This window comes from Acinetobacter sp. FB (assembly GCF_056033405.1).
Window position 1 is genome coordinate 59091 of sequence record NZ_CM148502.1, and the last position, 25394, is coordinate 84484.

The following is a 25394-nucleotide window of genomic DNA, read 5'->3' on the forward strand; positions in this document are numbered from 1 at the left end:
TCGTATTATTTAAAATGGCAGTGATTTTCGTGATCGTTGACCATTCCTACCGCTTGCATAAACGCATAACAAGTTGTGGGACCAACAAATTTAAAACCACGTTTTTTCAGTGTTTTTGAAAGTTTTTGACTGATTTCGGTTTGTGCAGGTGCATCACGATAATGAATGACATCGTTATTTGGAGTCTGATGGTCAACAAAGGCCCATAGCCAATGAGATACATCACCAACTTCATTTTTGAGTTGCTGCCATGCAATTGCATTGTCTCGAATCGCTTTAAGTTTACCTAGATGACGAATTAATCCGGCATCACTTAGTTTGTCTTCGAGTTGATCATCAGTAAACTCTGCAATCTTAGTAATTGGATAGTGAAAGAAGTGTGAACGGTAATTCTCGCGCTTTTTTAGTACCGTGATCCATGATAATCCAGCTTGTTGACCTTCGAGACAAAGCATCTCAAATAATCGATTTTCATCTTGTTCTACTTTGCCCCATTCTTCATCGTGGTAGCTAATATAGAGTGGATCATTGGAGCACCAGCCACAGCGTTGAATCGTCATATTTGATGCTCCTTATTTGTTATTCATATAAAATCATTAAAGTGTGAATGTCACCCATTCATTTGGGCGAGTATCCCAATAATACAGTTCAGCTGTATTTAAATCAGTAAATTTAAGCCAAAAGTCTTTACCAGATTTATCTGCAAATCCTGTGCTAATCAGCAGAGCATCTTCGGTAATTTCCATAATCCAGCCTTGATAGCTTGTACCATTGATGATGATTTTTTGCTGATTTCCAGACTCTGCAAATTTAACCAGTCGTTCAATCAATGCTTCTGACATTCTATGTTCCTAACGTAAATATGAGTATGGATTGACTGCTCCACGCCCTTTGCCATTTAAATAAATACCATAATGTAAATGTGGGGCAGTCGCACGGGCATTGCCTGTATTGCCTACATAACCAATGAGATCGCCTTTATGAACATAGTCTCCCACATTAAGACCACGTTTATGACCATCTAAATGGGCATAGTAGTGCCAAGAACCAGATGGTCCTAGAATCCAAATGATTTTGCCACCTAAATTATTATTACGTAAATCAGCGACTAACCCTTCGGTAGCACTATACACTTTCGTCCCACGCTCCGCCATGATATCAATCCCTTCGTGGTTGCGTCCTTGGCTACGTGCAGCTCCCCAAGTATCTCGTAATTCACTTCGATTGACACCTTTGACTGGAACGGGCAAACGGCTGTCTAAACGCAGATTTTTAAGTTTATTGATTTGAGTGGCTGGTAGGGGCGTAGGCTTACTAGGCGTTGTCGTACATGCAGAAATTAGAATAGCCAATAGGCTAATAACAATAAAGGGAATCGAAAGACGCACACAAACTCCTTGTGATTTCGATTTACAGCAATTAAGTAGAGGAGGTCTTTTGTTTTGCTGTAATCAATTTTTTCATGGCGGTTGGAATGCCTTTGGCAATCGCAGCTTCTGGACTTAGCCATACTCCATTTAGTTCGATACTGAGCTGCTCTTTTTGATCATGTTCCACGTGGAACAGTTGCTCATGCAGTATCCATGTAAAGTGAGTAAAACTATGACTAATCTGTAGTGATGATACTTGAGCTTGGAGCTTAAATTGTTGTTCAATCTGTTGTAATTCGGTTGCCTGTTCAATGATAGGCAGACAATACAAACCTCCCCATAGACCGTGGGCTTCACGTTGTTGCCAAAGCCATTCATGACCTGCTTGAATTAGGAGCACATTCGCCGTTTTAACAGGGACAGGTTTTTTTGCTTTTTTAAATGGGAGTTCTTGTTCTAAACCTTGCTGATAGGCCTGACAGTGTTGTTGCATTGGGCAGTATAAACACAAAGGCTTTTTCGGTGTGCAGACTGTCGCACCCAAATCCATGATTGCTTGGGTGTAATCATGATTACGTTCTTTAGGGCACAGCTGTTCCGCAATTTGCCATAAAGCGCGCTCATGCTGTGGCTTAGATAGATCATCTTCAATCGCAAAAAAACGTGCTAAAACCCGTTTCACATTGCCATCCATAATGACGCCATATTGTCGTAAGCCAAGAGACATTAATGCACCAGCAGTTGAACGACCAATGCCTGGTAATTCAATCCACTGTTCTAATGTTTCAGGAAACCTTCCTTTCTGCTTTACGATTACAGCGGCTTTGTGCAGATTACGTGCACGGGCATAGTAGCCTAAACCAGCCCAATAAGGGGCAACGTCATCCCAACTGGCCTGACCAAGATCGTCTATGGTTGGAAACCTTTCGATAAAGCGATCAAAATATTGCAGAACAGTTTTAACTTGAGTCTGTTGAAGCATGATTTCTGACACCCACACTTTGTAGGGATCATTAGCGACTTGCCATGGTAAATCGTGGCGGCCATGTTGGTCGAACCACGTGAGTAGTGCATCAGAAAATGAGAAATCAGACATGAATCAGAACTATCAAAAGCAGAGGCTTAGTATAATGAAAATATGATCGTGGACTCATTTAAATGATAAAAACATTTGTTCGTGTGTAGGAGACATAAATGCCACCTACACAGAATGAAGTCTTTGCGAAAGTTTATGCCAATATTTTGAATCAGGTTAAATGTTTATCCAATACTTCATACATGGCTTCTATTCCTTGATGTTCAGCTTCGGCGTTATAGCCTAAGTCAACATTATTTGCTTTAGCTCGCTCATCAGCGAGGGGGTTACTAAAGCCATGTTTGGCATCTTCAAAAATAATCACTTCATGATCGACTTCTGCATCGTGCATTTCCTGACGGAAGCTTGCGACATCATCTAAAGAAACCATGGTGTCAATCTCACCATGTAATACAAGAATTTCAGCCTGAATTTTTCCTTTTTGTGCAGGTGCTTTCGGGCTTAAATTCGCATGGAAAGTCACCACAGCTTTCAAATCGGCACCAGATCGCGCTAAATCCAGAACAACTTTACCACCATAGCAAAAACCAATTGCTGCCAATTTTTCAGTATTGACCTCTGGTTGTGCTTTTAAAGCATCTAAGCCTGCTTGAGCACGATCAACCACGGTGTCTACATGATCAAATGTTTGCATCATCCATACAGATGCTTGAGGAACATCAGAGGTAACTTTTTTGTCTCCATACATATCAATTGCGAGAGCGGCAAAACCGTGTTCTGCAAGTTCACGCGCACGTTGCTCGGTATATTCGGTACGTCCCCACCATTCTGGAGCAACAATAACTCCTGCAACTGGTACATCTCGGATAGGTGTCGCAAAATAGCCAATAAGGCGCTGACCATCTGGTGCAGTGTATTCAATTTCACGCGTTGTAATTGGAAAGCTCATTTTCTAATCCTGATCTATATTTTCAATGCTTTGATTAAAGCATAAAAAAGCAAAAGTTAATGATGTTAGCGGAAGGACAAATTTTTATTCGGCTGAAATGATGACAATAAAAAAGAAGAATACGGCGATTCTTCTTTTTTCTTTCTGAATTTTTATTTCTCTTTAAACTAAGCTTTACCGCGTGATAAGAAACCCACTACAGCAAGAATAGCCGCGATCACTAATAAAATGACGGCAAAGTCTTTGGATAAACCAGCAACACCACCAAAACCTAATAAACTGGCGATTAATGCAATCACTGCAAAGATAATAGCCCAACGGAACATATTGCTTCCTCCTAAATTTATCGTTATGGGATTACTATAGCGTGTGTTTTTTCAACCAAATGTGGTGTTTCTGTGGTTGAAATGTTCAATAACTTAAGTATTGTTAATCGCTTAAGTCGCTTGGAAAACAGCTTGATTGAGAATAAATGCTATAATCAGGGCAAATTTTAAAAGCCTAATACATTTGCCATGTCTACCGAATTGCGCCCTAACTTTTGGAAACTATATCCACTTGATCAGTTGAATAATACTGAGTGGGAGGCGTTGTGTGATGGTTGCGGTTTATGTTGTTTGGTTAAGCTTGAAGATGAAGAAACGGCAGAAGTCGCATACACCAAAGTTGCATGTAAATTATTAGACTGTAAAACTGCACGTTGTTCTGATTATCCGAATCGTCAACAGCATGTTGCAGATTGTATTCAATTGACACCTGAACGATTGCAAACAATTACATGGTTACCTCCTAGTTGTGCTTATCGTCGTTTGAATGAAGGTAAAAATTTACCGTCATGGCATTATTTAAATACGGGCTCACGTCAAAGTGTGATTAAAGCAAAGAAATCAGCAGCCGGTCGCTGTATTTCGGAACAAGATATAAATGAAGAAGATATAGAGGATTATGTCGTACGTTGGGTACGTTAGATCTTGATATATATTTCTTATACCTGCGTTTTTTATTAATAAAAAACAATACTTTTACAGTATTTTATCTATGCATTCTCATATGATGAACACTGAGAGATCGATGTAGTTTGAGATCCTCTTTGTTTAAATGAAATGAGTTTGGGAAATATACATGATCGCATCAAGAATGCTTTTTTTACTTGCAGGGCTTTTATCCTGTAATTCTTCGATTTGGGCAAAACCGCTTAGTGAGCAACAAGTTAAGGAAATTGTAGATCAACAATTTAAACCACTATTAGATCAATATAAGATTCCTGGATTAGCGGTCGGTGTCACATTAAATGGTCAACATTATTTTATCAATTATGGCTTGGCATCGAAATCAAATGAACAACCCGTAAGTAACAATACTTTATTTGAACTTGGCTCTGTCAGTAAGACATTTAATGCAACTTTGGCGGGCTATGCACAGGCGCAAGGGCAGTTATTATTGTCGGATCATCCCGCCAAGTATTTCCCTGAATTAAAAAATACCGCAGTGAATAAAGCTACGATTTTAAATTTAGGTACATATACCGCAGGTGGCTTTCAGCTGCAATTTCCAGATGAAGTTGTTACTCAGCAGGATATGGTTCAATATTTTCAAAACTGGAAAACAAAAACCAAAATCGGGGAGGCTCGTCAATACTCAAATCCGAGTATTGGTTTAATGGGTTATGTCACAGCTTTGGCAATGAAAAAGCCATATACAGAATTGATAGAGAAAACTTTACTTCCTCAATTAGGAATGACGCAGAGTTATATTCATGTCCCTGAACAAAAGATGTCACAATATGCTTGGGGCTATAAGAATAACCAAGCAATTCGTGTATCAGTGGGGATGTTTGATGCTGAAGCCTATGGTGTCAAAAGCAGTAGTTCGGATATGCTGAAATTTTTAGATGCGCAGATCAATTCAGCTCAATTAAATCGGTCAATTCGTCAAGCCATTGAAAATACCCATATCGGTTATTTTAAAGTCGGTGCAATGACGCAGGGCTTGGGATGGGAGCAATATGCTTATCCCGTTAAGCTTGAAACACTTTTACAAGGCAACTCAAGTAAAATGGCTTTAGAAAGCCATGCAGTAACGCTGATCAAACAACCCAAAATTGCCTCACAATCCACTTATTTTAATAAAACAGGATCTACCAATGGCTTTGGAGCTTATGCCGCATTTGTCCCTCAGCAGAAAGTTGGGATTGTGATGCTCGCTAATACTAATTTTCCGAATGAAGCTCGAATTACTGCAAGCTACCATGTCATGCAGCAGTTACTTCAAAAGAATACTGCGCAATAGAATGTCGCGTGGTTGCAGATTCAAATTGTAGATTTGAATCAGACGCAATAGACTAGGATAAAACAGTATAAAGTCCGTGATGATGTCAGATACGCATATTCCTTTACCTGAACGCTTACGCCCTCGTGATTTGTCAGAAATCATCGGGCAAGATCATTTGCTCGGTGAGCATGCACCGTTACGCCAAATGATTGATCAGGGGCATTTGCCTTCGATTATCTTTTGGGGGCCGCCTGGGGTAGGTAAGACCACAATTGCTTTGTTATTGGCACAGGCAGTTGATCGCCCTTTTATTAGTTTATCTGCATTGAATACTGGCGTAAAAGAGCTGCGTGAAGTGATTGCTGAAAGCGGCGATTTGCTAACGCCAGTAGTGTTTATTGACGAGATCCACCGCTTTAATAAGTCGCAGCAAGATGCCTTACTGAATGCAGTTGAAAAAGGAAAAATCACTTTGATTGGTGCAACCACAGAGAATCCATCTTTTGAAGTGAATAGTGCACTGCTTTCTCGTTGTCAGGTTTATACCTTAAATAGTTTGGATGCTGATGCGATTCAAACCCTGATCAATAAAGCGATTCAAAGTGATAAGTTTTTGAAAGAGCGTTTTATTCAGATTGAAGAATATGATGCGCTTATTCAATTTGCTGCGGGTGATGCACGTAAAGCACTTAATTTGATTGATTTAATCGCCAGTACTTTTGAGCCTGATATTGAAAATATCGTGACCAATGCAATTGTGGTTAAAGTCGCACAGCAGAATATTGCACGTTATGACAAATCAGGTGAGCAGCATTATGATTTGGTTTCGGCATTTATCAAATCGATTCGTGGTAGCGACGCGGATGCGACCCTATATTGGATGGCACGCATGCTCAAAGGTGGTGAAGACCCTGTTTTTATTGCACGTCGAATGTTGATTGCAGCATCGGAAGATATTGGCAATTCTAATCCAAATGCCTTGTTGTTGGCGGGTGAGTGTTTCCGTTCAGTACAAGCGGTCGGTATGCCTGAAGCACGAATTATCTTAGGTCAATGTGCTGTATATCTCGCAACCAGCCCGAAAAGTAATAGTACCTATCTCGCCATTAACCGAGCTTTGGAGCTTGCCGAAAAAACTGCGAATTTACCTGTGCCGTTACATCTACGTAATGCGCCAACAAAATTGATGAAGCAACAAGGTTATGGCGTTGATTATCTCTATCCGCATAATTACCCTGAGCATTTTGTTTTACAGGAATATTTGCCGCCTGAGTTGCGGGGTACGAAGCTGTATGAGCGAGCCTTAAATAAACGTGAAGTTGAAGCCGAACGTTTGCAGCAACGCCGTTGGCAGCAGGAACAACAGCAACAATAAAGATCTGTTTAAATAGATGAGTTGTATTTTCACATTTCACCTAGTCAAGTTCCCAAAACTGTAAATGGGAATTTTGCTGCGGTTTTATATTCGATTTATTTCAACATGAACTCAAAGAAAGCCACATTCATTGGATTACTTGCGATCTTCCTTTGGAGCTTGATTGTTGCATTGATCAAGGATGTCAGTTCGCATTTTGGTGCAGTCGGTGGCGCAGCATTAATTTATACGCTTGCCTCTATTTTCCTATTTTTTTCAGTAGGTTGGAGCAAGCTTAAAAGTTTTCCAAAAGCCTATTTAATTTGGGGCAGTATTTTATTTGTTAGCTATGAAGTATGTTTATCACTATCTATTGGCTATAGCAGTAATAATCGAGAAGCGATTGAAGTTGGGATGGTGAACTATTTATGGCCAACATTCACGATGGTTGCGGCTATTTTATTTAATCAACAAAAAGCCAATGTTCTTATTATTCCCGGTTTTATGATCTCTCTCTTGGGCATTTGCTGGGTATTAGGCGGTGAGCAAGGTCTTGATTTACCTAGTATGTGGGCAAATATACAACATAACCCACTGAGTTATGCACTGGCTTTCATCGGAACGCTCCTCTGGTCGGCTTATTGTACCCTCACTGCTAAGATAGCTAAGGGTAGTAATGGGATTACCTTATTTTTTATGTTGGTTTCGATGGTGCTTTGGATTAAATATGCATTGATGGGCGGCGGCGCATTTGATTTTGATTGGTCATCTTCCACGTCCTTACTTTTTGCCGCTGTCGCTATGGGCTTTGGTTATGCTGCATGGAATGTTGGGATTTTGCATGGCAATGTCACCTTGTTGGCAGGTGCTTCGTATTTCATTCCTGTATTTTCAGCTTTTTTCTCGGCAATTTTACTCAGTACGCCACTGACGATTTCTTTTTGGTATGGTGCTTTTATGGTGTGTATTGGGTCGATCTTATGTTGGTTTTCGACTCGAGTGAAATCATCAACTTAGTTTAAGTGTGTAGCGGAATTATTATTTAAGTGCTTTATAGTCACTATATTTTTGTAAGAGGCTACTAGACACTTCACATAAAAGATCGCATTATCGCGGCATATCACGGATGATAAAGCTCTGCCATGATCACAAACAAAATCAATGCTGCGGAAAGTATCCGAGGCTTAGCCTGCCTTGCAGTTGTATTGTCACATCTATCGCTGACTTTCTTTCCCCAAATGCATCATTTTGATTTAAGTGTCGTACCTCAATATCCCTTTTTCGATCAACTTTATCATTCCCCATTTGCATTCTTCTATTCAGGTACAGGCGCGGTTTTTGTCTTTTTTGTTTTAAGCGGTTATGTCCTGAGTTTATCGAGTTTAAAAAAGAAAAGTTCAGCTGAAAAACTAAAAAAATCATTAATTAAGCGTTATCCACGTTTGGCTATTCCTGCGTTTATCTCTTGTATTATTGCCTACCTCGTGTGTTTCCTTCCTGTTGATGTTTCGCATGTTTCTGAATGGGGGGCAGCTTTGGCAAATCCTCATCCAAAATTAAGTATAGCTTTGTATGAGGGCAGTATCGGAGCATTTTTATTTGGGGACTCAAGCTATAACTGGGTGTTGTGGACGATGCAGATTGAGCTGCTCGGTTCATTGGTAATTTATCTCGCCAGTTATTTTTATAGCAAACGACCGATGCTTGCAGGTCTGTTCTTGCTGTTGAGTATTGCGACAGCTTATACGATTTCACAAACAGTATTACTCGGTATCCTGAGTTTTATTTTAGGTATGGGTTTATTTCTATATGCATCAGAATTAGCTACAGGGCTATCTGTGTTGCTATTCACGCTGGGGCTATATTTATGTGGTGCGCATAATGAAAGTTTGAGTTATCGGATTTTTGCTCAATTTTTAGGTGAGCAAACCTACGATTACCTGAATTTTATTGGCGGTTTTTGTATCGTGTATGCGGTATTAAAAGGCAAATGGTTAGCACAATTTTTTGATACGCCATTTTTAGTTTTCTTAGGCAAGATCTCATTTTCTATTTATTTAATTCATCTTGCTGTGATTTATGCTTTAGCAATTCCTTGTTTTAATCTATTGCATATTCAATTGGGTTTTTCGTATTGGGTAGCGGGTCTGTGGGCGAGTTTGTTTACAGTGATGATAAGTATTGTTTTAGCGACTCCTTATAGTCGCTATGTGGATGATATTGCAATTAAAGTCTCTAATAGGCTTACAAAGATATTTTAATTTCACAGTATTCATTTCGTCTTGTGAATGTTGTGTCGCACAATAAATATTATTTTCGTATTACAAAAAGAATCCTTTTAACCTTTTTCAACAGAAAAAGAATAAGGTTTAATAATAAAGGCATAATAAAAACATGGAATTAGCTCTATGCATTTAAAATATTTTTATCCTGTTTCTCTCATCACTTTGTTTGCCGTTGCTGTATCTGGTTGTATGAGCATCAAGTCAGCTCAACAGCAGTCAACGGAGAAATTATTTTATGGTGGCTCTATTCTGACGATGGAAGGAATGCAGCCTAAATATGCTGAGGCGCTATTAGTAAAGGATGGGAAAATTGTATTTGTTGGCTCGAAGCAGCAAGCAGAGCGGTTGGCAAATACCCAAGTTCAATATATTAATCTAAACAACAAAACCTTGTTACCGAGCTTTATTGATGCGCATAGCCATGTAAACATGGTTGGTTTTCATCAAATGGTAGCGAATCTTTATCCGACGCCTGATGGTTCAGTTTCAGATATCAACTCACTTGTAAAGGTAATGAATACGTGGAAGACACAAAATCCAGCAGTGATTAAAATGATGGGCGGTTGGATTTTGGGAAATGGATATGATGATGCACAATTATCTGAACAACGTCATCCTACGGCAAGTGATTTAGATCGGGTGTCCAAAGATCAACCCGTGATGATTTTACATCAGTCTGGGCATTTAGCTTCTGTGAATCATAAAGCATTAGAACTACTGAATTTCAATCAAAATACACCAAATCCAGAAGGGGGTGTTATTCGTCGTGAAGCCAATTCAAATATTCCAAATGGGGTCTTAGAAGAATCGGCTTTATTTACGGCGATTGGTTCAATTTTTAAAGATGTGCCACCACAAGTGATGTTCCAAATTGCGCAAAAAGGTATTGATGCCTACGTCAAAAATGGTTTTACCACAGTACAAGAAGGGCGTGCAGATCAGGGCACAACGGAGATGTGGCATGCATTAGCCAAACAAAATCAATTGCCAATTGATGTGGTCTCTTATCCAGATATTACCACCAGTCAGGCGTATATGCTTAAGCAAGGCAGTAGTCGTCAGTATGATCAGCATTTCCGTATTGGTGGCGTGAAAATCAGTTTAGATGGCTCACCACAAGGTAAAACAGCTTGGTTGACACAACCTTACTTAATTCCACCTGAAGGTAAAGATAAAAACTATAAGGGCTATCCTGCGATTAAAGATAACCAACAGGTCAATCAATATATTAATTTAGCGTTTAAACAGGGTTGGCAAGTACTTGCACATGCCAATGGTGATGCGGCAATTGATCAATTTATTGGAGCTGTAAAAGATGCCACATTAAAACAAGGCAAAGCAGATCGCAGAAGCGTATTGATTCACTCTCAAACGATTCGCGATGATCAACTGGATCAACTGAAAGCCTTGGATATTATTCCATCTTTCTTCTCATTGCATACGTTCTATTGGGGGGATTGGCATCGTCAACAAACCTTAGGTGGGGCGAGAGCAGCACGCATTTCACCGACGGCAAGTGCTTTGAAGAAACAGCTTATTTTTACAGAGCATCATGATGCACCTGTTGTGCCGCCGAATAGTTTGATGATGTTAGATGCAACCGTCAATCGAGTGACACGAAGTAATTATGTATTAGGTGCAGATGAGCGCGTGAGTCCCTATATGGCTTTAAAATCGATGACTGATTGGGCAGCTTATCAATATTTTGAAGATCAGCATAAGGGCACGATAACTCAAGGGAAACTGGCTGATTTAGTGATCTTGGATCAAAATCCGTTGACTGTGCCAAGTCGGGAGATCAAAAATATTCAGGTATTGGCAACCTATAAAGAAGGGAATCTGATTTATCAGAAACTGGGAAATTAGATAAACCAATAAAAAACCAGCCTTATCAGGCTGGTTTTTTATTAAGAACGGCAGCTTAAGGCTTAGATATTATCTAAGTTAATGCCTAAACGTGCAGCAACTTCTTCATAAGCTTCAACCACACCACCTAAACCTTGGCGGAAACGGTCTTTGTCTAATTTTTTCTTGGTGTCTTTATCCCATAAACGGCAGCCGTCTGGAGAGAATTCATCACCCAATACGATACGATCGTGGAATACACCGAATTCAAGTTTGAAATCAACAAGAATCATATTACCTGCATCGAATAATGCTTTCAGTACATCATTCACTTGGTAAGTCAGTTCTTTCATTTTTTCAAGTTGAGGTGCTGTTGCCCAACCTAAAGCAATTGCTTGAGATTCATTTACCATTGGGTCGCCAAGCGCATCATCTTTGAAGAACAATTCAAATGTTGGAGGCGTTAATTCTTTACCTTCTTCAACACCTAAACGGCGGCATAATGAACCTGCTGCGTAGTTACGAATAACACATTCCACAGGGATCATTTGTAATTTCTTCACAAGCACTTCTGTTGGAGAAAGTAACTTTTCAAAATGAGTTTCGATACCCGCTTCAGCCAACTTTTCCATGATGAAGGCATTAAAACGGTTGTTCACCTTGCCTTTACGATCTAGTTGCTCAATTTTTTCGCCATTGAATGCTGATGCATCATCACGAAAGACTAAAATCAGGTGATCAGCATTATCTGTTTCATATACAGATTTTGCTTTACCAGTATAGAGCAAGGTTTGTTTTAACATGGGGGAACCTTTTGAAAAAGTATGCCTAGTAAACGACTAGGCTGGCCAATTTTGGTAAATCTGGGTTAACACTTCAGCTGCAACAGCAGGGTCTGCAAATGTTGTATCAAGTTTAAATAGCGCAACTGTATTGCTTGAGCCTACAGCCGATAATTTCAGTAGGTAATTTTGATCACCCACTTTAATCGTTGCTTCATAGCCATTTTCTGCTTGTGAAATAACTTTGTAGTTGAGGCTACTCAAGGTTGCAAAAGTATATTGCCATGCACCTGCTGTCGGGCCATCAACTTTGAGTAATGGGTTTTTATTCCCATCAGTGACGAGCTGTGGGCGACCCACTGTTGAAGCGGTTGCTGAAGTATTATCGGCTGAATTTTGCATCGCTTTTGGACGAGGCAATGCATAGCGGTTGCCACTTTCATTTTCAAGCTTTGGTGCATGCTCAATTGCAAGTGGATCAACCGTAGGCGCTGGATACAATGGCGTAAATGGTCTTGCCGTTATGCCCTCAGGAAATTTGAGTGGTTCAAGTGCTTGTGCTTTTTTATAATCTAAAGAATGATTATTGAGGGCAAAACGACCACAACCAGCCAAACTTAAAGCTGAAATGACTAGGACAACACCAAGACGTAATTGCATCATAAATTGCTCGTATTAAATAATTCCCGCAGCTTTTAAATCTGTGCGGAGCGGTTCACGATATTGTTGTGCTAGAGCGGTTAATGGTAGGCGAATACCTGTACCAATTGAGCCCATCTCATGCAATGCCCATTTCACAGGAATTGGGTTTGATTCGCAAAACAAAATATTGTGTAGATTTGCAATTTGTTGATTCAAGCTTTGTGCTTTTGCTTTATCTCCAGCTAACGCAGCTTCACAAATTTCGCTCATTTGCTTTGGTGCAACATTGGCTGTTACAGAGATATTACCTTTTGCACCCAGTAAAATGAGTTCCCAAGCAGTTTCGTCATCACCTGAATAAACAGCGATTTTATTATTTAAACCTTCGATGAGGGCTTGACCACGTGTTACATCGCCTGTTGCATCTTTAATACCAACAATGTTTTTAACATCAGCAAGACGAATAACGGTTTCGTTTTGCATATCGACACCAGTACGACCTGGTACATTATAAAGAATTTGTGGAATATCAACAGCTTCAGCAATCGCTTTGTAGTGTTGATATAAGCCTTCTTGCGTTGGTTTATTATAATATGGCGTAACGAGTAAGGCCGCATCAGCACCTAATTCTTTTGCAGCTTTAGTCAATTCAATCGCTTCACGCGTTGAATTTGCACCTGTACCTGCGATAATTGGAATACGTTTGTTGGCTACACGAATCACTTCTTTGATGACTTGTGTGTGTTCTTCCATGCTTAATGTAGACGCTTCGCCCGTCGTGCCGACCGCAACAATACTATGTGTACCTTGTTGGATATGCCACTCAACGAGCTTCTCAAGACTCTTCCAATCTACGCTGCCATCTTCAAACATAGGGGTGACGATTGCGACAATTGAGCCTTGAATATTCTGTGCTAGCTGAGTCATTTTAAAAAACTATCCTATTTTCCCATCCGAGATTGAATTAGTTGAAACGAAATATTGGATGGTTGCAGTATTTTGATTGGTCATCCAACAATTCGATCGGGTTGAATGACAATTACGCAAATTATGACTGATCGGAGACATAAGAACAATATGCTTTAGTCAAACTGTGGAAAACTTTAATTCATCTTTATCTTGAATCGTTTTCATCTTTTGTAAAAGTTAAAACATGAGTAGCCAGAACATAATCAGCAGGGTATTGTAAAAATACAAGTTTTAAATTGGAGCATGGTATGCAGATACAATCTCATCATGTCGCATTAATTGTTGTTGATGTCCAAAACGGATTTACTCCTGGGGGGAATTTGGCCGTTGCAAAAGCAGATCAAATTATTCCGATTATTAATCAACTCGCAAAAAAGTTTGAGCATATCGTGCTGACACAGGACTGGCATCCTGAGCAACATATTTCTTTTGCAGATAATCACGACAATAAAGTGCCGTTTGAAACCATTGAATTGCCTTATGGAACCCAAGTGTTATGGCCGAAACATTGTGTTCAAGGCACTCACGATGCGGAATTTCATCCTGATCTGGATGTTCCAACTGCACAACTGATTATTCGTAAAGGCTTTCATGCCGATATTGATAGTTATTCTGCTTTTATGGAAGCAGATCGTAAAACACCAACGGGTTTGAAGGGTTATTTAACAGAACATCAAATTGATACAGTATATATCGTAGGGATTGCCACAGACTTTTGCGTGGCGTGGACCGCCTTAGATGCTGCACAGATGGGCTTTAAAACTTATGTCATTGAAGATGCCTGTAAAGCGATTGATTTGGATGGTTCACTACAAAGTTCATGGCAAAGGATGTTAGAGCAGGGTATTGAGCGTATTCAATCGACTACAATTTTGTCATAAGCCTGAGCCGCTTGATCTAAAGGTGATAAACTTCTAAAACTGATAAATCAATATCAGTTAAACTCTAACTTCAGACAGAATTGAGCGTTTTATGTCAGTTGAACTTGATGATTTTGATCAGAAAATTATTCATTATTTACAAATGAATGGAAGATTAGCTAATCAAGAATTAGCAGAATTGGTGGGATTATCAACTTCTCAATGTTCACGTCGTCGTATTCAGCTTGAACAAAACAAAATTATAACGGGTTACTATGCGCAAATCGCATTAAGCGCAGATCCGACACCGATCATGGGTATTATTGAAGTGAAATTGCAAAACTACAATGATGCGACACACGATCTCTTTGTTGAGTTTCTTTTAAATGAACCTGCGGTGAAAGATATTCATAAACTCACAGGAAGTTATGATTTTGCACTGAAGGTTGCAGTCAAAAATTTAGATGAAATGGTCAAGTTGATTGGGATTTTGTCATCTAGTAACTTTGGCGTCAGTAATTTAAATACATCGATTGTGTTGGAAAAATTAAAAGAAAATGGGATCGCGATTAAGTAAAAAATTTTTCTCTTGGATCAATATCATTCAAACTGAAGCATTGGACTTTATTGCATAAAGATTATTCAAAAAAGGATATTTTGAGTATAAATTGCATTTATGATGAAAATATAAGAATAAATTGCGAAATTTGAATAAAAATGATCAAATATGCCATATCTTTCTTTGAAAGATCTTTCTCCCTGCTGTTGTTCTCCTATTGAGTTGTATCCTTATGAATACCGATCAGAATATATCTTTGGTCAGTCCAGTCATGCCCGTGATTGACCAACACTCTAAGATTGAAGATGGATTGGCCATGTTAATTGGTACATTCATTCTATCGTTTGCCATGACTTTATTGCAGCAAGCAGGGATTATGACAGGTGGTACAGCGGGCTTATCGTTGTTGATCCACTATATTACCGACCTGAAGTTTGGCATCTTATTTTTCCTGATCAATATTCCATTTTATTATTTTGCTTATAAAAAAATGGGCATGGCATTGGTCGTCAAGACATTCATTGCCGTTGGATTATTAGCTGGTTTTACCGAAATTATTCCTCATTTTTTTCATTTATCTAGTGTAAATCCAATTTATGCTGCGATTTTTGCGAATGTGTTGATGGGGGTAAGCTTTCTGATTTTATTTCGCCATCGCTCAAGCTTAGGAGGAATCAACCTCTTAGTTCTATATTTACAAGAACGCTTTAACATTCCAGCAGGTAAAGTGCAGATGGGAATTGATGTTACCATCTTATTAGTTTCATTGTTTTTCGTAGATTGGAAATTGATTCTAATTTCAATTTTAGGGGCTGTTATTTTAAATTCAATTATTCTTTTGAATCATAAAAGCAGTCGTTATGTGGCTTAAAAATGACCATCAATGGCAATAAAAAAGGAGGGTTAACCCTCCTTTTTTATTTTGTAATTATTCGACTGTTACGCTCTTAGCAAGGTTACGTGGTTGGTCAACGTCGGTACCACGTAATACAGCAACATGATACGAGAGCAATTGCACAGGAATACTGTACACAATTGGCGCTAACCATTCATTGACAGCTGGAACATGAACGACATGTTGGCGATCTTTACCATGAATACCACTGTTTTCATCAGCAAAAACAAATAGTTCTCCACCACGAGCTTGAACTTCTTCCATATTCGATTTTAACTTATCGAGCATTTCATCTTGTGGAGCCAAGATCACGACAGGCATTTCATTGTCTACTAAAGCCAATGGACCATGCTTCAATTCACCAGCCGCATATCCTTCAGCATGAATGTATGAAATTTCTTTCAGTTTCAATGCGCCTTCTAGTGCGATCGGGAAGTGTGTGCCACGTCCTAAGAACAAGCAGTGGTTCTTTTCAACGAACAGTGCTGATAGACGCAGAATCTCAGTATTGCCTTGTAATGTATCTAAAATTACTTTCGGGCAATGCCATAGCGCTTCTGTAATTTCATTCAATTCAGCATCTGCAAGACGTTGTTTAACTTGACCAATTTTTAAGATCAACAACATCAATGCTGCAAGTTGAGTGGTAAAGGCTTTGGTTGATGCAACGCCGATTTCAGGACCTGCAAGCGTGAGTAAATGATGATCTGTTTCGCGAACCATTGATGAAGTGGCAACGTTACAAATGGTCATGGTACTAATGTCGATGTTCTGAGCTTGAGCACGTTTTTGTGTTTCGCGTAATGCAGCCAAGGTATCCGCAGTTTCTCCAGACTGAGAAATACAGATATACAGTGTATGAGCAACAATGACAGGTGTGCGATAACGGAATTCACTTGCAATCTCAACTTGGCAAGGTACACCAATCAATTGCTCGAACCAGTATTTTGCAATCATACCCGCATGGTAGCTGGTGCCGCAGGCAATGATTTGTACTTGCTGAATTTTGTCAAAATCCGCACTGGCATGTTGAAGAAAATCTTCACGCAAATTATTGCCATTCAATGCTTGTGAAATCGTTTGTTGAATCGCTTCTGGTTGCTCATAAATTTCTTTGAGCATGAAATGCTTATATTCGCCTTTTGATGCATTGCTGACGGTTGCATCCAATTCTTTGATTGGACGTTCAACACGGGTTCCATTGACAAAAACTTCAATACTAGTACGTGTTAAGCGCGCAATATCACCTTCTTCGAGATAGACGAAGCGATTAGTAACAGGTAATAAAGCCAATTGGTCTGAACTAATAAAGTTCTCGCCAATACCTACACCGATTACCAATGGTGAACCTTCACGCACAGTGATCAGTTCATCAGGGTGTGCGGTATGCACAATACCAAGCGCAAAAGCGCCTTTTAGGCGAGGAATAACTTTTTGTACAGCTTCAAGTAAGCTATCAGTTTGCTTTAAAGCATCGTTGACAAGATGAGCAACAACTTCAGTGTCTGTTTGTGAGGTAAAGATATAACCTAGCGCTTGTAATTCATCTTTAAGCTCTTGGTAGTTTTCAATAATACCGTTATGTACAACAGCGACATCACCTGAAACATGTGGATGAGCATTATTTTCAGTCGGTTTACCATGGGTTGCCCAACGGGTATGGGCAATACCTACATTACCAGTCAAATGCTGCTCAGATACTGCTTCAGCTAAATTTGCAACTTTACCTACACGACGTTCGCGTAAGATTTGTTGATTATTCAATAACGCTAAACCCGCAGAGTCATAACCGCGATATTCAAGACGTTTTAATCCTTCAATCAGAATATCAGTTACACATCGTTCAGCAACGCCACCAACAATACCACACATAATTTTATCCTCTTATTTTTTCAGCTTTTGGGGGCGCTGATAATTTGCTTTTTCAAACTGTTTTGATCGTTCGACAGCTAAACTATGCTCTGCCACATCTCGAGTTAAAGTTGAGCCTGCACCTGTGGTTGCACCTTGAGCAATTTTAATTGGTGCAACCAATGAGTTATTGGTACCAATAAATACATTGTCTTCAATAACAGTACGATGTTTATTTGCGCCATCATAATTACAAGTGATTGTCCCTGCACCAATATTACAATCAGCACCTATATCTGCATCACCTAGATAAGTAAAGTGATTGGCTTTAGAACCGAGTCCAATATTTGAATTTTTGACTTCGACGAAGTTGCCAATATGCACATCATTCGCAAGATTTGCTCCTGGGCGAAGACGGGCGAAAGGACCGATTTGAGTGTTTTCTCCAACGATCGCATTTTCAAAAATGCTATAGGCTTGAACTTTAGTACCTGCCGCAATACGAGTATTTTTTAAAATACAGCCTGCGCCAAGTTGAACGTTGTCACCTAATTCGCAATCACCTTCAATAATGACATTGACATCAATTTGTACATCTTGACCACATTTCACAGTTCCACGTAGGTCAAAACGATTTGGATCAATTAAATGTACGCCTTGTTGCATCAATTCTTTTGCTTGTTGTTGCTGAAATTGACGTTCCAGAGTTGCAAGTTGTAGGCGGTCATTCACACCTTCAACTTCAAATTCAAGCTCAGGTTGAATTGAAGCAATTTCTAAACCATCCGCAACAGCCATTGCCACGATATCCGTAAGGTAATATTCACCTTGAACATTGTTATTAGACAGTTTTGGCAACCATTGATGTAATTTGGCATTACTTACACAATAAATGCCAGTATTAATTTCTTGTATTAGACGCTGTTCGTCATTGGCATCTTTATGCTCAACAATCGCTTGAATCTTATCTGCTTGACGAACGATACGACCATACCCTGTTGGATTCTCAACATTAAGCGTAATCATACCAATACCAGATTGGCTAGAGGCTTCAAGTAGCTGTTCAAGGGTACTTTGACGAACGAGTGGAACATCTCCATATAAAATCAAAGAAATACCATCTTGAGGTAATACAGGGAGAGTCATTTGAACAGCATGACCTGTTCCTAACTGTTCTGCTTGTTCAACCCACTCTATTTGTTCAGCAGCAAAGCTTTGTTTAACAAGATCACCACCATGCCCATAGATCGTAATAATATTTTGAGCATGTAATTTTTTTGCAGTTTGAATCACATGTCCTAAAAGTGGACGACCTGCCAATGGCTGGAGAACTTTGGGTAGTTTCGAACGCATCCGCGTTCCTTTCCCTGCTGCAAGAATAATAACAGTTGTTGACATAACTAACCCTAATATCAATGGTTTAAGTCAAAAAATAAAAATGAATCATAAAAATACAAAGCGCAGCCCAAAGACCTGCAATGATGTCATCAAGCATAATCCCTAGACCACCAGTAACTTTTTGGTCTGCCCAACTAATCGGAAATGGTTTCCAGATGTCAAATATACGGAAAAAAATAAAACCGACAATGACCCATAACCAATTTAATTGCTGTAGATAGAGCAAGGGTAGGAGCGTAATAGATTGCCCTGCAAATTCATCCCATACAATTCGACCATCATCGTGTACATGAATGACTTTAGCTGTTTGCCCACAGATATATATGCCTACCAAAGACATTATAAAAATTGCTAAAACACTCAAATTAAAACCGAGATATAACCATAATGGCGTAAATAACAATGCAAATGCAGAACCAAATGTTCCCGGTGCTTTAGGACTGAGACCAGAACCAAATCCAACCCCGCAGAAAACGATGCAGCGATCGAACCAAGTCATCTGTTTGAAGTGAATGGGAGGCTTATGCAAAATGTTGGTATCCATGAATTTGTAGTGGGCAATTTTCACCCATATACTCAAATAACAATCCAGTTTGTTGGGTAATTTTGCCGATTATTGTAAGCGGAATATCTAATTGTTGTCGCGACAGTTTTTCAAAATTTTGCGGTGATATTGTAAAACATAATTCATAATCATCACCGCCTGCGAGGGCGTAATGCCAAGCTTGTCGCAAATCTATATTTTTTAGTGACTGATCTATCGGAAGTTGCTCAAGCTGTAATGTTGCACCTACTTTTGAGGCGTTCAGAATATGTCCTAAATCTTGTGCGAGTCCATCTGAAACATCAATCATACTTGATGCTAAACCTTTCAGCTGTTGCCCTAAATGACAACGAGGTGTTGGATAATCTAAGCGTTGTTGCAGAGGATGTCCTAAGTGTTGTAATCCAAACGCGGCATCACCAATCTGTCCACTAATACAGACATAGTCGCCGACTTGTGCGCCTGCACGCGTGATGGCTTGACCTTGTTCAATCCAGCCTAAAGCGGTGACACTTATAGTAAGTTGGGTACTTTGAGTGGTATCGCCACCGATTAAGCTAACACCAAATTGATCACAACAATCAAAAAGACCCTGACTAAATCCAGCCAACCAGTCATGATCAATGGTAGGGAGGCTCAGTGCGAGTAAAATACTATGTGGTTTTGCACCCATGGCGGCGAGATCAGATAAATTGACCGCGACACTTTTCCAGCCAATAGCATGGGCTGTCGTATCTAAGGGAAAATGTCGACCAGCAACTAATGTATCTGCACAGATCACGAGTTGTTGTGAAGAAGGAGGGGTGACGATGGCTGAGTCATCACCGATGCCTAAACTGACATCAGATTTTGATGCACGTTTAAAGTACCGCTCAATAATTGAAAACTCAGCCATGCAACATCAAGCCTATTATTTTGCTTGTTGTTTTTCAGCTTCACGAAGCTTTGATGAAAGACGGTCTAATACACCATTGATGTATTTATGGCTGTCTGCACCACCAAAGTGTTTTGCTAGCTCAATTGCTTCATCAAGTACAACGCGGTATGGAACTTCGAGATGATCTCGTAATTCATAAGCACCAAGTCGTAAGGTTGCAAGTTCTACACCATCTAGTGCAGTTAACTCACGATCAAGTACAGGGATGAGTAACTCATCTAAAGCTTCATGTTGAGCAACCACTTGAGTGAGCAATTCATGGTAATAGTTAAGGTCAACTTTGTGCATAGCATTTTCTACACGTGTACGTGCTTCAATTTCATGGACAGGGTTATGACTCATTTGCCATTCATAAATCCCTTGTACAGCAAAACGACGTGCTTTGCGTTTCGCTGCATAAGCGGCCTGAAGTGTTTGCGACATGCTTTAAATTGCCTTTAATAAGTTAACCATTTCGATTGCAGTCAATGCAGCTTCGCTACCTTTGTTTCCTGCTTTCGTACCTGAACGTTCGATTGCTTGTTCAATGCTGTCTGTCGTTAAGACACCATTGATCACAGGCATTGTGCTTTCAAGTGCAACCACACCTAAACCTTTCGCACATTCACCTGCAACAAAATCAAAATGTGGTGTGCTACCACGGATCACTGCACCGAGTGCAATGATGGCATCAAATTTGTTTGAAGCCGCTAATTTTTTTGCAACGATAGGAAGTTCCCATGCACCTGGTGCGTGAATAACAGTAATCGCATCTTCTGAAACGCCATGACGTTTTAAAGTGTCGATCGCGCCTTCAAGTAAATGTTCAACCACGAAGCTGTTGAAACGTCCTACTAAGATCGCATAACGACCTTCGCTTGCGAGATGTAATAAACCTTCAATTCGGCGAATTGCCATAGCAACCTCGATTATTTTGCTGTGATTTGATCGGCAGTGATATATTCCACTACCTCTAAATGGAAACCAGATAAAGCATTGAAACGAAGCGGAGAACTCAGAAGCTTCATTTTTTCAACACCTAAATCTCGTAAAATCTGCGCGCCAACACCAATCGTCTGGTATTGATGCGAAAGTGCTGCATTAGACTTAAGCGGTTTTGGTTGGTTTAACTGCTCTAAGGCATGTCCTAGATCTTCTAAATGATCTTGACCAATCCATACCAATACACCGCGATCGCTTGCAGCAATTGTTTTCATTGCTAGATCTAAATTCCACGCTGCCGAACCATCGGCCTTATTTAATTTTAATAAGTCGCGAACAGGATTAAAACCATGCACACGAACCGTGGTTACGCCTTGTTTCGGTTCGCCTTTTACTAAAGCTAAATGGATATCAGGATTACCAATTTCACGGTATTTATACAGTTCAAAAGTACCGTATTCTGTATCAATGCTTTCTTGAGACAAACGTTCAACAGTTTGTTCATTGGTCATGCGGTAATGGATCAGATCCGCAATCGTACCGATTTTTAAGCCATGTTTCTCTGCGAACACTTCTAAATCAGGGCGACGAGCCATAGTGCCGTCATCATTAATAATTTCACAGATAACAGAGGCAGGCTCTAGACCTGCTAAACGGGTGAGGTCGCATCCTGCTTCCGTATGACCTGCACGGTGCAGTACGCCGCCCGGTTGAGCCATCAATGGGAAAATATGACCAGGTTGAACGATATCACTTGGTTTAGCATGTGCTGCAACTGCGGTGCGAATCGTATGCGCGCGTTCAGCAGCGGAGATGCCGGTACTGATCCCTTCTGCTGCTTCAATCGACAGCGTAAAGTTAGTGGCATGTTGTGCACCGTTTTGATCTACCATTAACGGTAAATTAAGCTGTTTACAGCGATCACGACTCAAAGTTAGGCAAACTAGGCCGCGTGCATGCGTAATCATGAAGTTAATATCTTCAGGGCGAACATGCGTTGCAGCGATGACTAAGTCACCTTCATTTTCACGATCTTCATCATCCATTAGGATGACCATTTTGCCTGCACGAATATCTGCGACAAGCTCTTCAACACGACTCAGCGGCATTCGCTTTCACCTTTTATGCTGCCTTTTAGGGCACTAGTATTCGATAAATCTGGTGTAGTTTACCGTATTTTAATAAATTTCGCCTGTGCTTCTTTATCAATTAAAAAAGTGAATCAAGCAAATAATAAAGCAACGCTTTATCCTAATGGGCATTTATAGCCCTGTAAGGGAGCGTTGCATTTTGAATTCGAACCGATACATTCGATCGACCTAAGATTCAGTCGAAACTTTTACTTTTTTACCCATCAAAATTTCAGTGCGCAGATTTTGTGCTACGGTAGCACATTGCTCATTCATCCCATTAATCATAAAGGCATGACGAGTCATAATGCTACTCGGATTTGGCATCACAACTAATTCATAACTGTTTTGAACCGTTTTGAGTTGCTCATGATTGAGGTGTAAAGCTGCTTCTTTGGCATGTAAGTGTTGAGTTAAGCGCTTGGCTGCTTCAATGGCATCTAATTGCATCGCGTCTACAGCACTAGCAACCGCACCGCGTGTTTGTAGTGCAAAACGTTTATCTTCACGATAACGCTTATATAAAACATCTGCCAATAACTGGAAAACAGCACCAATCATCATCAGGCATTCTAATGCATGAGGATGTTCTGATGTCGTCGACAAGGTTGCGCCTTCGGCATTAAATTCTTGAACGATGTTCATTTGTGCAGCATCGAGTTGGTAATGTTTCGCACAGAGATCAATGCTTTTATCCAAGAACAATTGACAGAGTTTAAAATAAGGCACAGAAACCGATTGATTGACACTGCTCAACAGTTGTTTTGGATCATAAAACTGGATATTTAATGCGACAGTTTGATGATCTAAATTGACTTGTTGATCTGTTGAAGCTTTTTCAATACGTGATTTTGGTTGTGCTTTTGCCTGTTGCTGTGCTTGTGCAACTAACGTGACTGTATTTTGCTTCTCAAGTGCGAGAGCCTGAGTTAAACGTTGAATTTCATGTTTAAGATGATTTTCTTGGTTAATACGAGCTAAATATTCACTACGTGTTGGACGTGCAATGGCACGATACGCCAACCAGATTAACCCATGAATAAATAAAGATGCCAAAATCGCCAGCCACTGCGTGCGTAAAATTTCACCAATACTTGGTTGGATAAGCGTAATTTCAACCGTTCCAACTTTCTTTTCATTTTGTAGTGCATCTCGAACAAAAACTTCACCTTGACGCGTCTTTGCCATACCACTGGTTGCAAGGACTTGTTTATTGGCATCTAAGATACGAATTGAAGCAATACTGGGGTTGGTAGCATAGCGATTGGCAACCAATGCTAATGAGACGGTATTGGCAGGTTCCAACTCTGAAAGACTATCCGCCACTAACTGACTGGTCATCAGTTGTCCTTGGCTGGCGCGATTTTCATTGAGTTGATGTGTCGTTGCAATCACCAATAAAAAGGTATGCAATGCAAAACTTACAATTAGTAGGCTAGCAAATAGCCCTTGGCGAGGCGCATTCAAGTTAAACTTCCAAGGCAAATAGATTTAGGTTGGGTTATGTTATGATTCTTACATACAATAGTTGTCACTCAAACACGAGTCAATTCATGCGTGAAATCATTCTTATATCCTTTTTAGGACCAGATCAACCGAATCAGTTTACTCGATTAATGCAGGTACTTTCCGTGCATTCTTTGCAAATACTCGATGTGGGTCAGGCTGTTATCCATAATCAACTCACTTTAGGAATTGTTGTTGCTTCGGATAATGAGACTGCAACAGCATTAGCAATGAAAGAGATTTTGATTTTAGCACATGATATTGGCTTAACTGTGCGATTTAAACCAATCTCCAACGCAGAATATGATCAATGGGTGAGTGAAGGTGGGCGTACACGTTATATCGTGACGGCACTTGCACCAGAGCTTACCGCTGCGCATTTGCAGGCAGTCACTAAAATTGTATCGAGTCAGGGCTTTAATATTGAAACAGTAACACGCTTATCTGGTCGTTTAGATCTCGATGCAGAAAGCCAATTTCCACGTCGTGCCTGTGTTCAGTTTGGCTTAAGTGGGCAAATGTTGGATGCACAAGCGATGCGAGCTGCATGTTTGAGTTTGTCAGGTGAGCTGAATATTGATGTGGCGGTACAAGAAGATAATGCTTACCGTCGTAATCGTCGTTTGGTTTGTTTCGATATGGACTCAACCCTGATTGAACAAGAAGTGATTGATGAATTGGCGCTAGAAGCAGGTGTCGGTGAACAGGTCGCTGAAATTACTGAGCGTGCCATGCAAGGTGAACTCGATTTCCAACAAAGTTTTCGTGCACGTGTTGCATTATTGAAAGGTTTAGATGCCTCTGTATTACCTAAAATTGCAGAACGTTTAACCGTGACGGAAGGGGCGGAACGTTTAATCTCGACTCTGAAAGCATTGGGATATAAAACGGCAATCTTATCGGGTGGTTTCCAGTATTTCGCTGAATATTTACAAGCAAAGCTGGGTATTGATGAGGTGCATGCCAATATTTTAGATGTACAAGACGGGTTGGTGACAGGTGAAGTCAAAGGCGCAATCGTGGATGGCGCACGTAAGGCTGAATTATTGCGTCAATTGGCAGATAAAATGGGAATCTCATTAGAGCAGGCGATGGCTGTTGGTGATGGTGCTAATGATCTACCAATGCTATCAATCGCAGGTTTAGGCGTGGCGTTCCGCGCTAAACCGCTCGTTCGTCAAAATGCGAATCAAGCAATTTCGAGTGTAGGTTTAGATGGTGTTTTGTACTTATTGGGTATGCATGATAAAGATTTAAATCGTGCTTAATACACAAGTTCTTAGACGTAAA

At 40.1% G+C, this 25394-nt stretch carries 27 protein-coding genes; 10 read left to right on the forward strand and 17 right to left on the reverse strand.

Annotation, left to right across the window (positions count from 1 at the left end; genetic code table 11):
* Window positions 1-5: 5 nt before the first annotated feature.
* From AC0JIQ_RS00240 to AC0JIQ_RS00265, 6 genes are all read right to left on the reverse strand, one after another.
* Window positions 6-560 carry a DNA-3-methyladenine glycosylase I gene (locus tag AC0JIQ_RS00240; protein ID WP_046739870.1) on the reverse strand — a complete coding sequence of 185 codons (555 nt, stop codon included), beginning with the start codon at window positions 558-560 and terminating at the stop codon, window positions 6-8.
* Between the two features lie 36 nt (window positions 561-596).
* Window positions 597-842, reverse strand: a complete 246-nt coding sequence (locus AC0JIQ_RS00245; protein WP_005219140.1) for a hypothetical protein — start codon at window positions 840-842, stop codon at window positions 597-599.
* Between the two features lie 9 nt (window positions 843-851).
* Window positions 852-1388 carry a M23 family metallopeptidase gene (locus AC0JIQ_RS00250; protein WP_474202288.1) on the reverse strand — a complete coding sequence of 179 codons (537 nt, stop codon included), beginning with the start codon at window positions 1386-1388 and terminating at the stop codon, window positions 852-854.
* A 31-nt stretch (window positions 1389-1419) separates the two neighbouring features.
* Window positions 1420-2466 (reverse strand): A/G-specific adenine glycosylase, encoded by a 1047-nt coding sequence (gene mutY / locus AC0JIQ_RS00255; protein ID WP_474202289.1) that lies wholly within the window; start codon window positions 2464-2466, stop codon window positions 1420-1422.
* A gap of 151 nt (window positions 2467-2617) precedes the next feature.
* The gene (locus AC0JIQ_RS00260) at window positions 2618-3355 is read right to left on the reverse strand and encodes a dienelactone hydrolase family protein (RefSeq protein WP_474202290.1); all 738 of its coding nucleotides are present in this window, start codon (window positions 3353-3355) and stop codon (window positions 2618-2620) included.
* Between the two features lie 167 nt (window positions 3356-3522).
* Window positions 3523-3681 carry a DUF1328 domain-containing protein gene (locus AC0JIQ_RS00265; protein WP_004659733.1) on the reverse strand — a complete coding sequence of 53 codons (159 nt, stop codon included), beginning with the start codon at window positions 3679-3681 and terminating at the stop codon, window positions 3523-3525.
* 189 nt (window positions 3682-3870) lie between these two features.
* Between AC0JIQ_RS00265 and AC0JIQ_RS00270 the strand changes: the two genes are divergently transcribed.
* The 6 genes from AC0JIQ_RS00270 (at window position 3871) to AC0JIQ_RS00295 (ending at window position 11131) form a co-directional block, all read left to right on the forward strand.
* A complete protein-coding gene (locus AC0JIQ_RS00270) occupies window positions 3871-4323 on the forward strand; it encodes a YcgN family cysteine cluster protein (protein ID WP_241307874.1) in 453 nt (150 codons plus the stop codon).
* Window positions 4324-4477: 154 nt separating this feature from the next.
* Complete coding sequence (gene ampC / locus AC0JIQ_RS00275; RefSeq protein ID WP_474202291.1) at window positions 4478-5644, forward strand: class C beta-lactamase; 1167 nt, start codon at window positions 4478-4480, stop codon at window positions 5642-5644.
* A gap of 82 nt (window positions 5645-5726) precedes the next feature.
* Entirely contained in the window at window positions 5727-7001 is a 1275-nt protein-coding gene (locus tag AC0JIQ_RS00280) for a replication-associated recombination protein A (protein WP_287692642.1), read from the forward strand.
* Window positions 7002-7106: 105 nt separating this feature from the next.
* Window positions 7107-7997 (forward strand): aromatic amino acid DMT transporter YddG, encoded by an 891-nt coding sequence (gene yddG / locus AC0JIQ_RS00285; protein WP_346510133.1) that lies wholly within the window; start codon window positions 7107-7109, stop codon window positions 7995-7997.
* Window positions 7998-8122: 125 nt separating this feature from the next.
* On the forward strand, window positions 8123-9241 hold the full coding sequence (locus tag AC0JIQ_RS00290) for an acyltransferase family protein (RefSeq protein WP_474202292.1): 1119 nt from the start codon (window positions 8123-8125) through the stop codon (window positions 9239-9241).
* A 147-nt stretch (window positions 9242-9388) separates the two neighbouring features.
* A complete protein-coding gene (locus tag AC0JIQ_RS00295) occupies window positions 9389-11131 on the forward strand; it encodes an amidohydrolase (protein WP_474202293.1) in 1743 nt (580 codons plus the stop codon).
* 62 nt (window positions 11132-11193) lie between these two features.
* Here the strand turns inward: AC0JIQ_RS00295 and purC are convergent, their stop codons facing one another.
* From purC to dapA, 3 genes are read right to left on the reverse strand one after another with little or no spacing between them, the layout of a single operon-like run.
* On the reverse strand, window positions 11194-11913 hold the full coding sequence (gene purC, locus AC0JIQ_RS00300) for a phosphoribosylaminoimidazolesuccinocarboxamide synthase (protein WP_004659747.1): 720 nt from the start codon (window positions 11911-11913) through the stop codon (window positions 11194-11196).
* Window positions 11914-11949: 36 nt separating this feature from the next.
* A complete protein-coding gene (locus AC0JIQ_RS00305; RefSeq protein WP_005219165.1) occupies window positions 11950-12552 on the reverse strand; it encodes a hypothetical protein in 603 nt (200 codons plus the stop codon).
* 15 nt (window positions 12553-12567) lie between these two features.
* Window positions 12568-13461, reverse strand: a complete 894-nt coding sequence (dapA, locus tag AC0JIQ_RS00310) for a 4-hydroxy-tetrahydrodipicolinate synthase (protein WP_474202294.1) — start codon at window positions 13459-13461, stop codon at window positions 12568-12570.
* A 290-nt stretch (window positions 13462-13751) separates the two neighbouring features.
* On the opposite strand from dapA, the gene pncA reads away from it, so the two are divergent.
* From pncA to AC0JIQ_RS00325, 3 genes are all read left to right on the forward strand, one after another.
* Window positions 13752-14384 carry a bifunctional nicotinamidase/pyrazinamidase gene (gene pncA / locus AC0JIQ_RS00315; protein WP_474202295.1) on the forward strand — a complete coding sequence of 211 codons (633 nt, stop codon included), beginning with the start codon at window positions 13752-13754 and terminating at the stop codon, window positions 14382-14384.
* A 91-nt stretch (window positions 14385-14475) separates the two neighbouring features.
* Entirely contained in the window at window positions 14476-14940 is a 465-nt protein-coding gene (locus AC0JIQ_RS00320) for an Lrp/AsnC family transcriptional regulator (RefSeq protein WP_346510143.1), read from the forward strand.
* A gap of 214 nt (window positions 14941-15154) precedes the next feature.
* The gene (locus tag AC0JIQ_RS00325; RefSeq protein WP_005219171.1) at window positions 15155-15793 is read left to right on the forward strand and encodes a YitT family protein; all 639 of its coding nucleotides are present in this window, start codon (window positions 15155-15157) and stop codon (window positions 15791-15793) included.
* A gap of 57 nt (window positions 15794-15850) precedes the next feature.
* Here the strand turns inward: AC0JIQ_RS00325 and glmS are convergent, their stop codons facing one another.
* From glmS to AC0JIQ_RS00365, 8 genes are all read right to left on the reverse strand, one after another.
* Window positions 15851-17689 (reverse strand): glutamine--fructose-6-phosphate transaminase (isomerizing), encoded by a 1839-nt coding sequence (gene glmS / locus AC0JIQ_RS00330; protein ID WP_474202296.1) that lies wholly within the window; start codon window positions 17687-17689, stop codon window positions 15851-15853.
* A 12-nt stretch (window positions 17690-17701) separates the two neighbouring features.
* Window positions 17702-19066: a bifunctional UDP-N-acetylglucosamine diphosphorylase/glucosamine-1-phosphate N-acetyltransferase GlmU gene (glmU, locus tag AC0JIQ_RS00335; RefSeq protein WP_241307867.1), complete on the reverse strand. Its 1365-nt coding sequence runs from the start codon at window positions 19064-19066 to the stop codon at window positions 17702-17704.
* A 22-nt stretch (window positions 19067-19088) separates the two neighbouring features.
* Entirely contained in the window at window positions 19089-19610 is a 522-nt protein-coding gene (locus tag AC0JIQ_RS00340; protein WP_004659761.1) for a phosphatidylglycerophosphatase A family protein, read from the reverse strand.
* Complete coding sequence (gene thiL, locus AC0JIQ_RS00345) at window positions 19588-20505, reverse strand: thiamine-phosphate kinase (protein ID WP_474202297.1); 918 nt, start codon at window positions 20503-20505, stop codon at window positions 19588-19590. The genes AC0JIQ_RS00340 and thiL overlap by 23 nt, the downstream gene beginning before the upstream one ends.
* A 15-nt stretch (window positions 20506-20520) precedes the next feature.
* On the reverse strand, window positions 20521-20970 hold the full coding sequence (nusB, locus tag AC0JIQ_RS00350) for a transcription antitermination factor NusB (protein WP_004659763.1): 450 nt from the start codon (window positions 20968-20970) through the stop codon (window positions 20521-20523).
* A gap of 3 nt (window positions 20971-20973) precedes the next feature.
* Window positions 20974-21444 carry a 6,7-dimethyl-8-ribityllumazine synthase gene (gene ribH / locus AC0JIQ_RS00355; protein WP_004659764.1) on the reverse strand — a complete coding sequence of 157 codons (471 nt, stop codon included), beginning with the start codon at window positions 21442-21444 and terminating at the stop codon, window positions 20974-20976.
* Window positions 21445-21455: 11 nt separating this feature from the next.
* Window positions 21456-22577: a bifunctional 3,4-dihydroxy-2-butanone-4-phosphate synthase/GTP cyclohydrolase II gene (ribBA, locus tag AC0JIQ_RS00360; RefSeq protein WP_474202298.1), complete on the reverse strand. Its 1122-nt coding sequence runs from the start codon at window positions 22575-22577 to the stop codon at window positions 21456-21458.
* A gap of 210 nt (window positions 22578-22787) precedes the next feature.
* Window positions 22788-24083 (reverse strand): hypothetical protein, encoded by a 1296-nt coding sequence (locus tag AC0JIQ_RS00365; RefSeq protein WP_474202299.1) that lies wholly within the window; start codon window positions 24081-24083, stop codon window positions 22788-22790.
* Window positions 24084-24151: 68 nt separating this feature from the next.
* On the opposite strand from AC0JIQ_RS00365, the gene serB reads away from it, so the two are divergent.
* Window positions 24152-25372, forward strand: a complete 1221-nt coding sequence (gene serB / locus AC0JIQ_RS00370) for a phosphoserine phosphatase SerB (protein ID WP_004659767.1) — start codon at window positions 24152-24154, stop codon at window positions 25370-25372.
* Window positions 25373-25394 lie beyond the last annotated feature (22 nt).

Coding starts and splice junctions, on each gene's coding strand:
- AC0JIQ_RS00240 (WP_046739870.1), bottom strand. CDS start 560: ATGACGATTCAACGCTGTGGCTGGTGCTCCAATGATCCACTCTATATT.
- AC0JIQ_RS00245 (WP_005219140.1), bottom strand. CDS start 842: ATGTCAGAAGCATTGATTGAACGACTGGTTAAATTTGCAGAGTCTGGA.
- mutY (WP_474202289.1), bottom strand. CDS start 2,466: ATGTCTGATTTCTCATTTTCTGATGCACTACTCACGTGGTTCGACCAA.
- AC0JIQ_RS00260 (WP_474202290.1), bottom strand. CDS start 3,355: ATGAGCTTTCCAATTACAACGCGTGAAATTGAATACACTGCACCAGAT.
- AC0JIQ_RS00265 (WP_004659733.1), bottom strand. CDS start 3,681: ATGTTCCGTTGGGCTATTATCTTTGCAGTGATTGCATTAATCGCCAGT.
- AC0JIQ_RS00270 (WP_241307874.1), top strand. CDS start 3,871: ATGTCTACCGAATTGCGCCCTAACTTTTGGAAACTATATCCACTTGAT.
- ampC (WP_474202291.1), top strand. CDS start 4,478: ATGATCGCATCAAGAATGCTTTTTTTACTTGCAGGGCTTTTATCCTGT.
- AC0JIQ_RS00280 (WP_287692642.1), top strand. CDS start 5,727: ATGTCAGATACGCATATTCCTTTACCTGAACGCTTACGCCCTCGTGAT.
- yddG (WP_346510133.1), top strand. CDS start 7,107: ATGAACTCAAAGAAAGCCACATTCATTGGATTACTTGCGATCTTCCTT.
- AC0JIQ_RS00290 (WP_474202292.1), top strand. CDS start 8,123: ATGATCACAAACAAAATCAATGCTGCGGAAAGTATCCGAGGCTTAGCC.
- AC0JIQ_RS00295 (WP_474202293.1), top strand. CDS start 9,389: ATGCATTTAAAATATTTTTATCCTGTTTCTCTCATCACTTTGTTTGCC.
- purC (WP_004659747.1), bottom strand. CDS start 11,913: ATGTTAAAACAAACCTTGCTCTATACTGGTAAAGCAAAATCTGTATAT.
- AC0JIQ_RS00305 (WP_005219165.1), bottom strand. CDS start 12,552: ATGCAATTACGTCTTGGTGTTGTCCTAGTCATTTCAGCTTTAAGTTTG.
- dapA (WP_474202294.1), bottom strand. CDS start 13,461: ATGACTCAGCTAGCACAGAATATTCAAGGCTCAATTGTCGCAATCGTC.
- pncA (WP_474202295.1), top strand. CDS start 13,752: ATGCAGATACAATCTCATCATGTCGCATTAATTGTTGTTGATGTCCAA.
- AC0JIQ_RS00320 (WP_346510143.1), top strand. CDS start 14,476: ATGTCAGTTGAACTTGATGATTTTGATCAGAAAATTATTCATTATTTA.
- AC0JIQ_RS00325 (WP_005219171.1), top strand. CDS start 15,155: ATGAATACCGATCAGAATATATCTTTGGTCAGTCCAGTCATGCCCGTG.
- glmS (WP_474202296.1), bottom strand. CDS start 17,689: ATGTGTGGTATTGTTGGTGGCGTTGCTGAACGATGTGTAACTGATATT.
- glmU (WP_241307867.1), bottom strand. CDS start 19,066: ATGTCAACAACTGTTATTATTCTTGCAGCAGGGAAAGGAACGCGGATG.
- AC0JIQ_RS00340 (WP_004659761.1), bottom strand. CDS start 19,610: ATGGATACCAACATTTTGCATAAGCCTCCCATTCACTTCAAACAGATG.
- thiL (WP_474202297.1), bottom strand. CDS start 20,505: ATGGCTGAGTTTTCAATTATTGAGCGGTACTTTAAACGTGCATCAAAA.
- nusB (WP_004659763.1), bottom strand. CDS start 20,970: ATGTCGCAAACACTTCAGGCCGCTTATGCAGCGAAACGCAAAGCACGT.
- ribH (WP_004659764.1), bottom strand. CDS start 21,444: ATGGCAATTCGCCGAATTGAAGGTTTATTACATCTCGCAAGCGAAGGT.
- ribBA (WP_474202298.1), bottom strand. CDS start 22,577: ATGCCGCTGAGTCGTGTTGAAGAGCTTGTCGCAGATATTCGTGCAGGC.
- serB (WP_004659767.1), top strand. CDS start 24,152: ATGCGTGAAATCATTCTTATATCCTTTTTAGGACCAGATCAACCGAAT.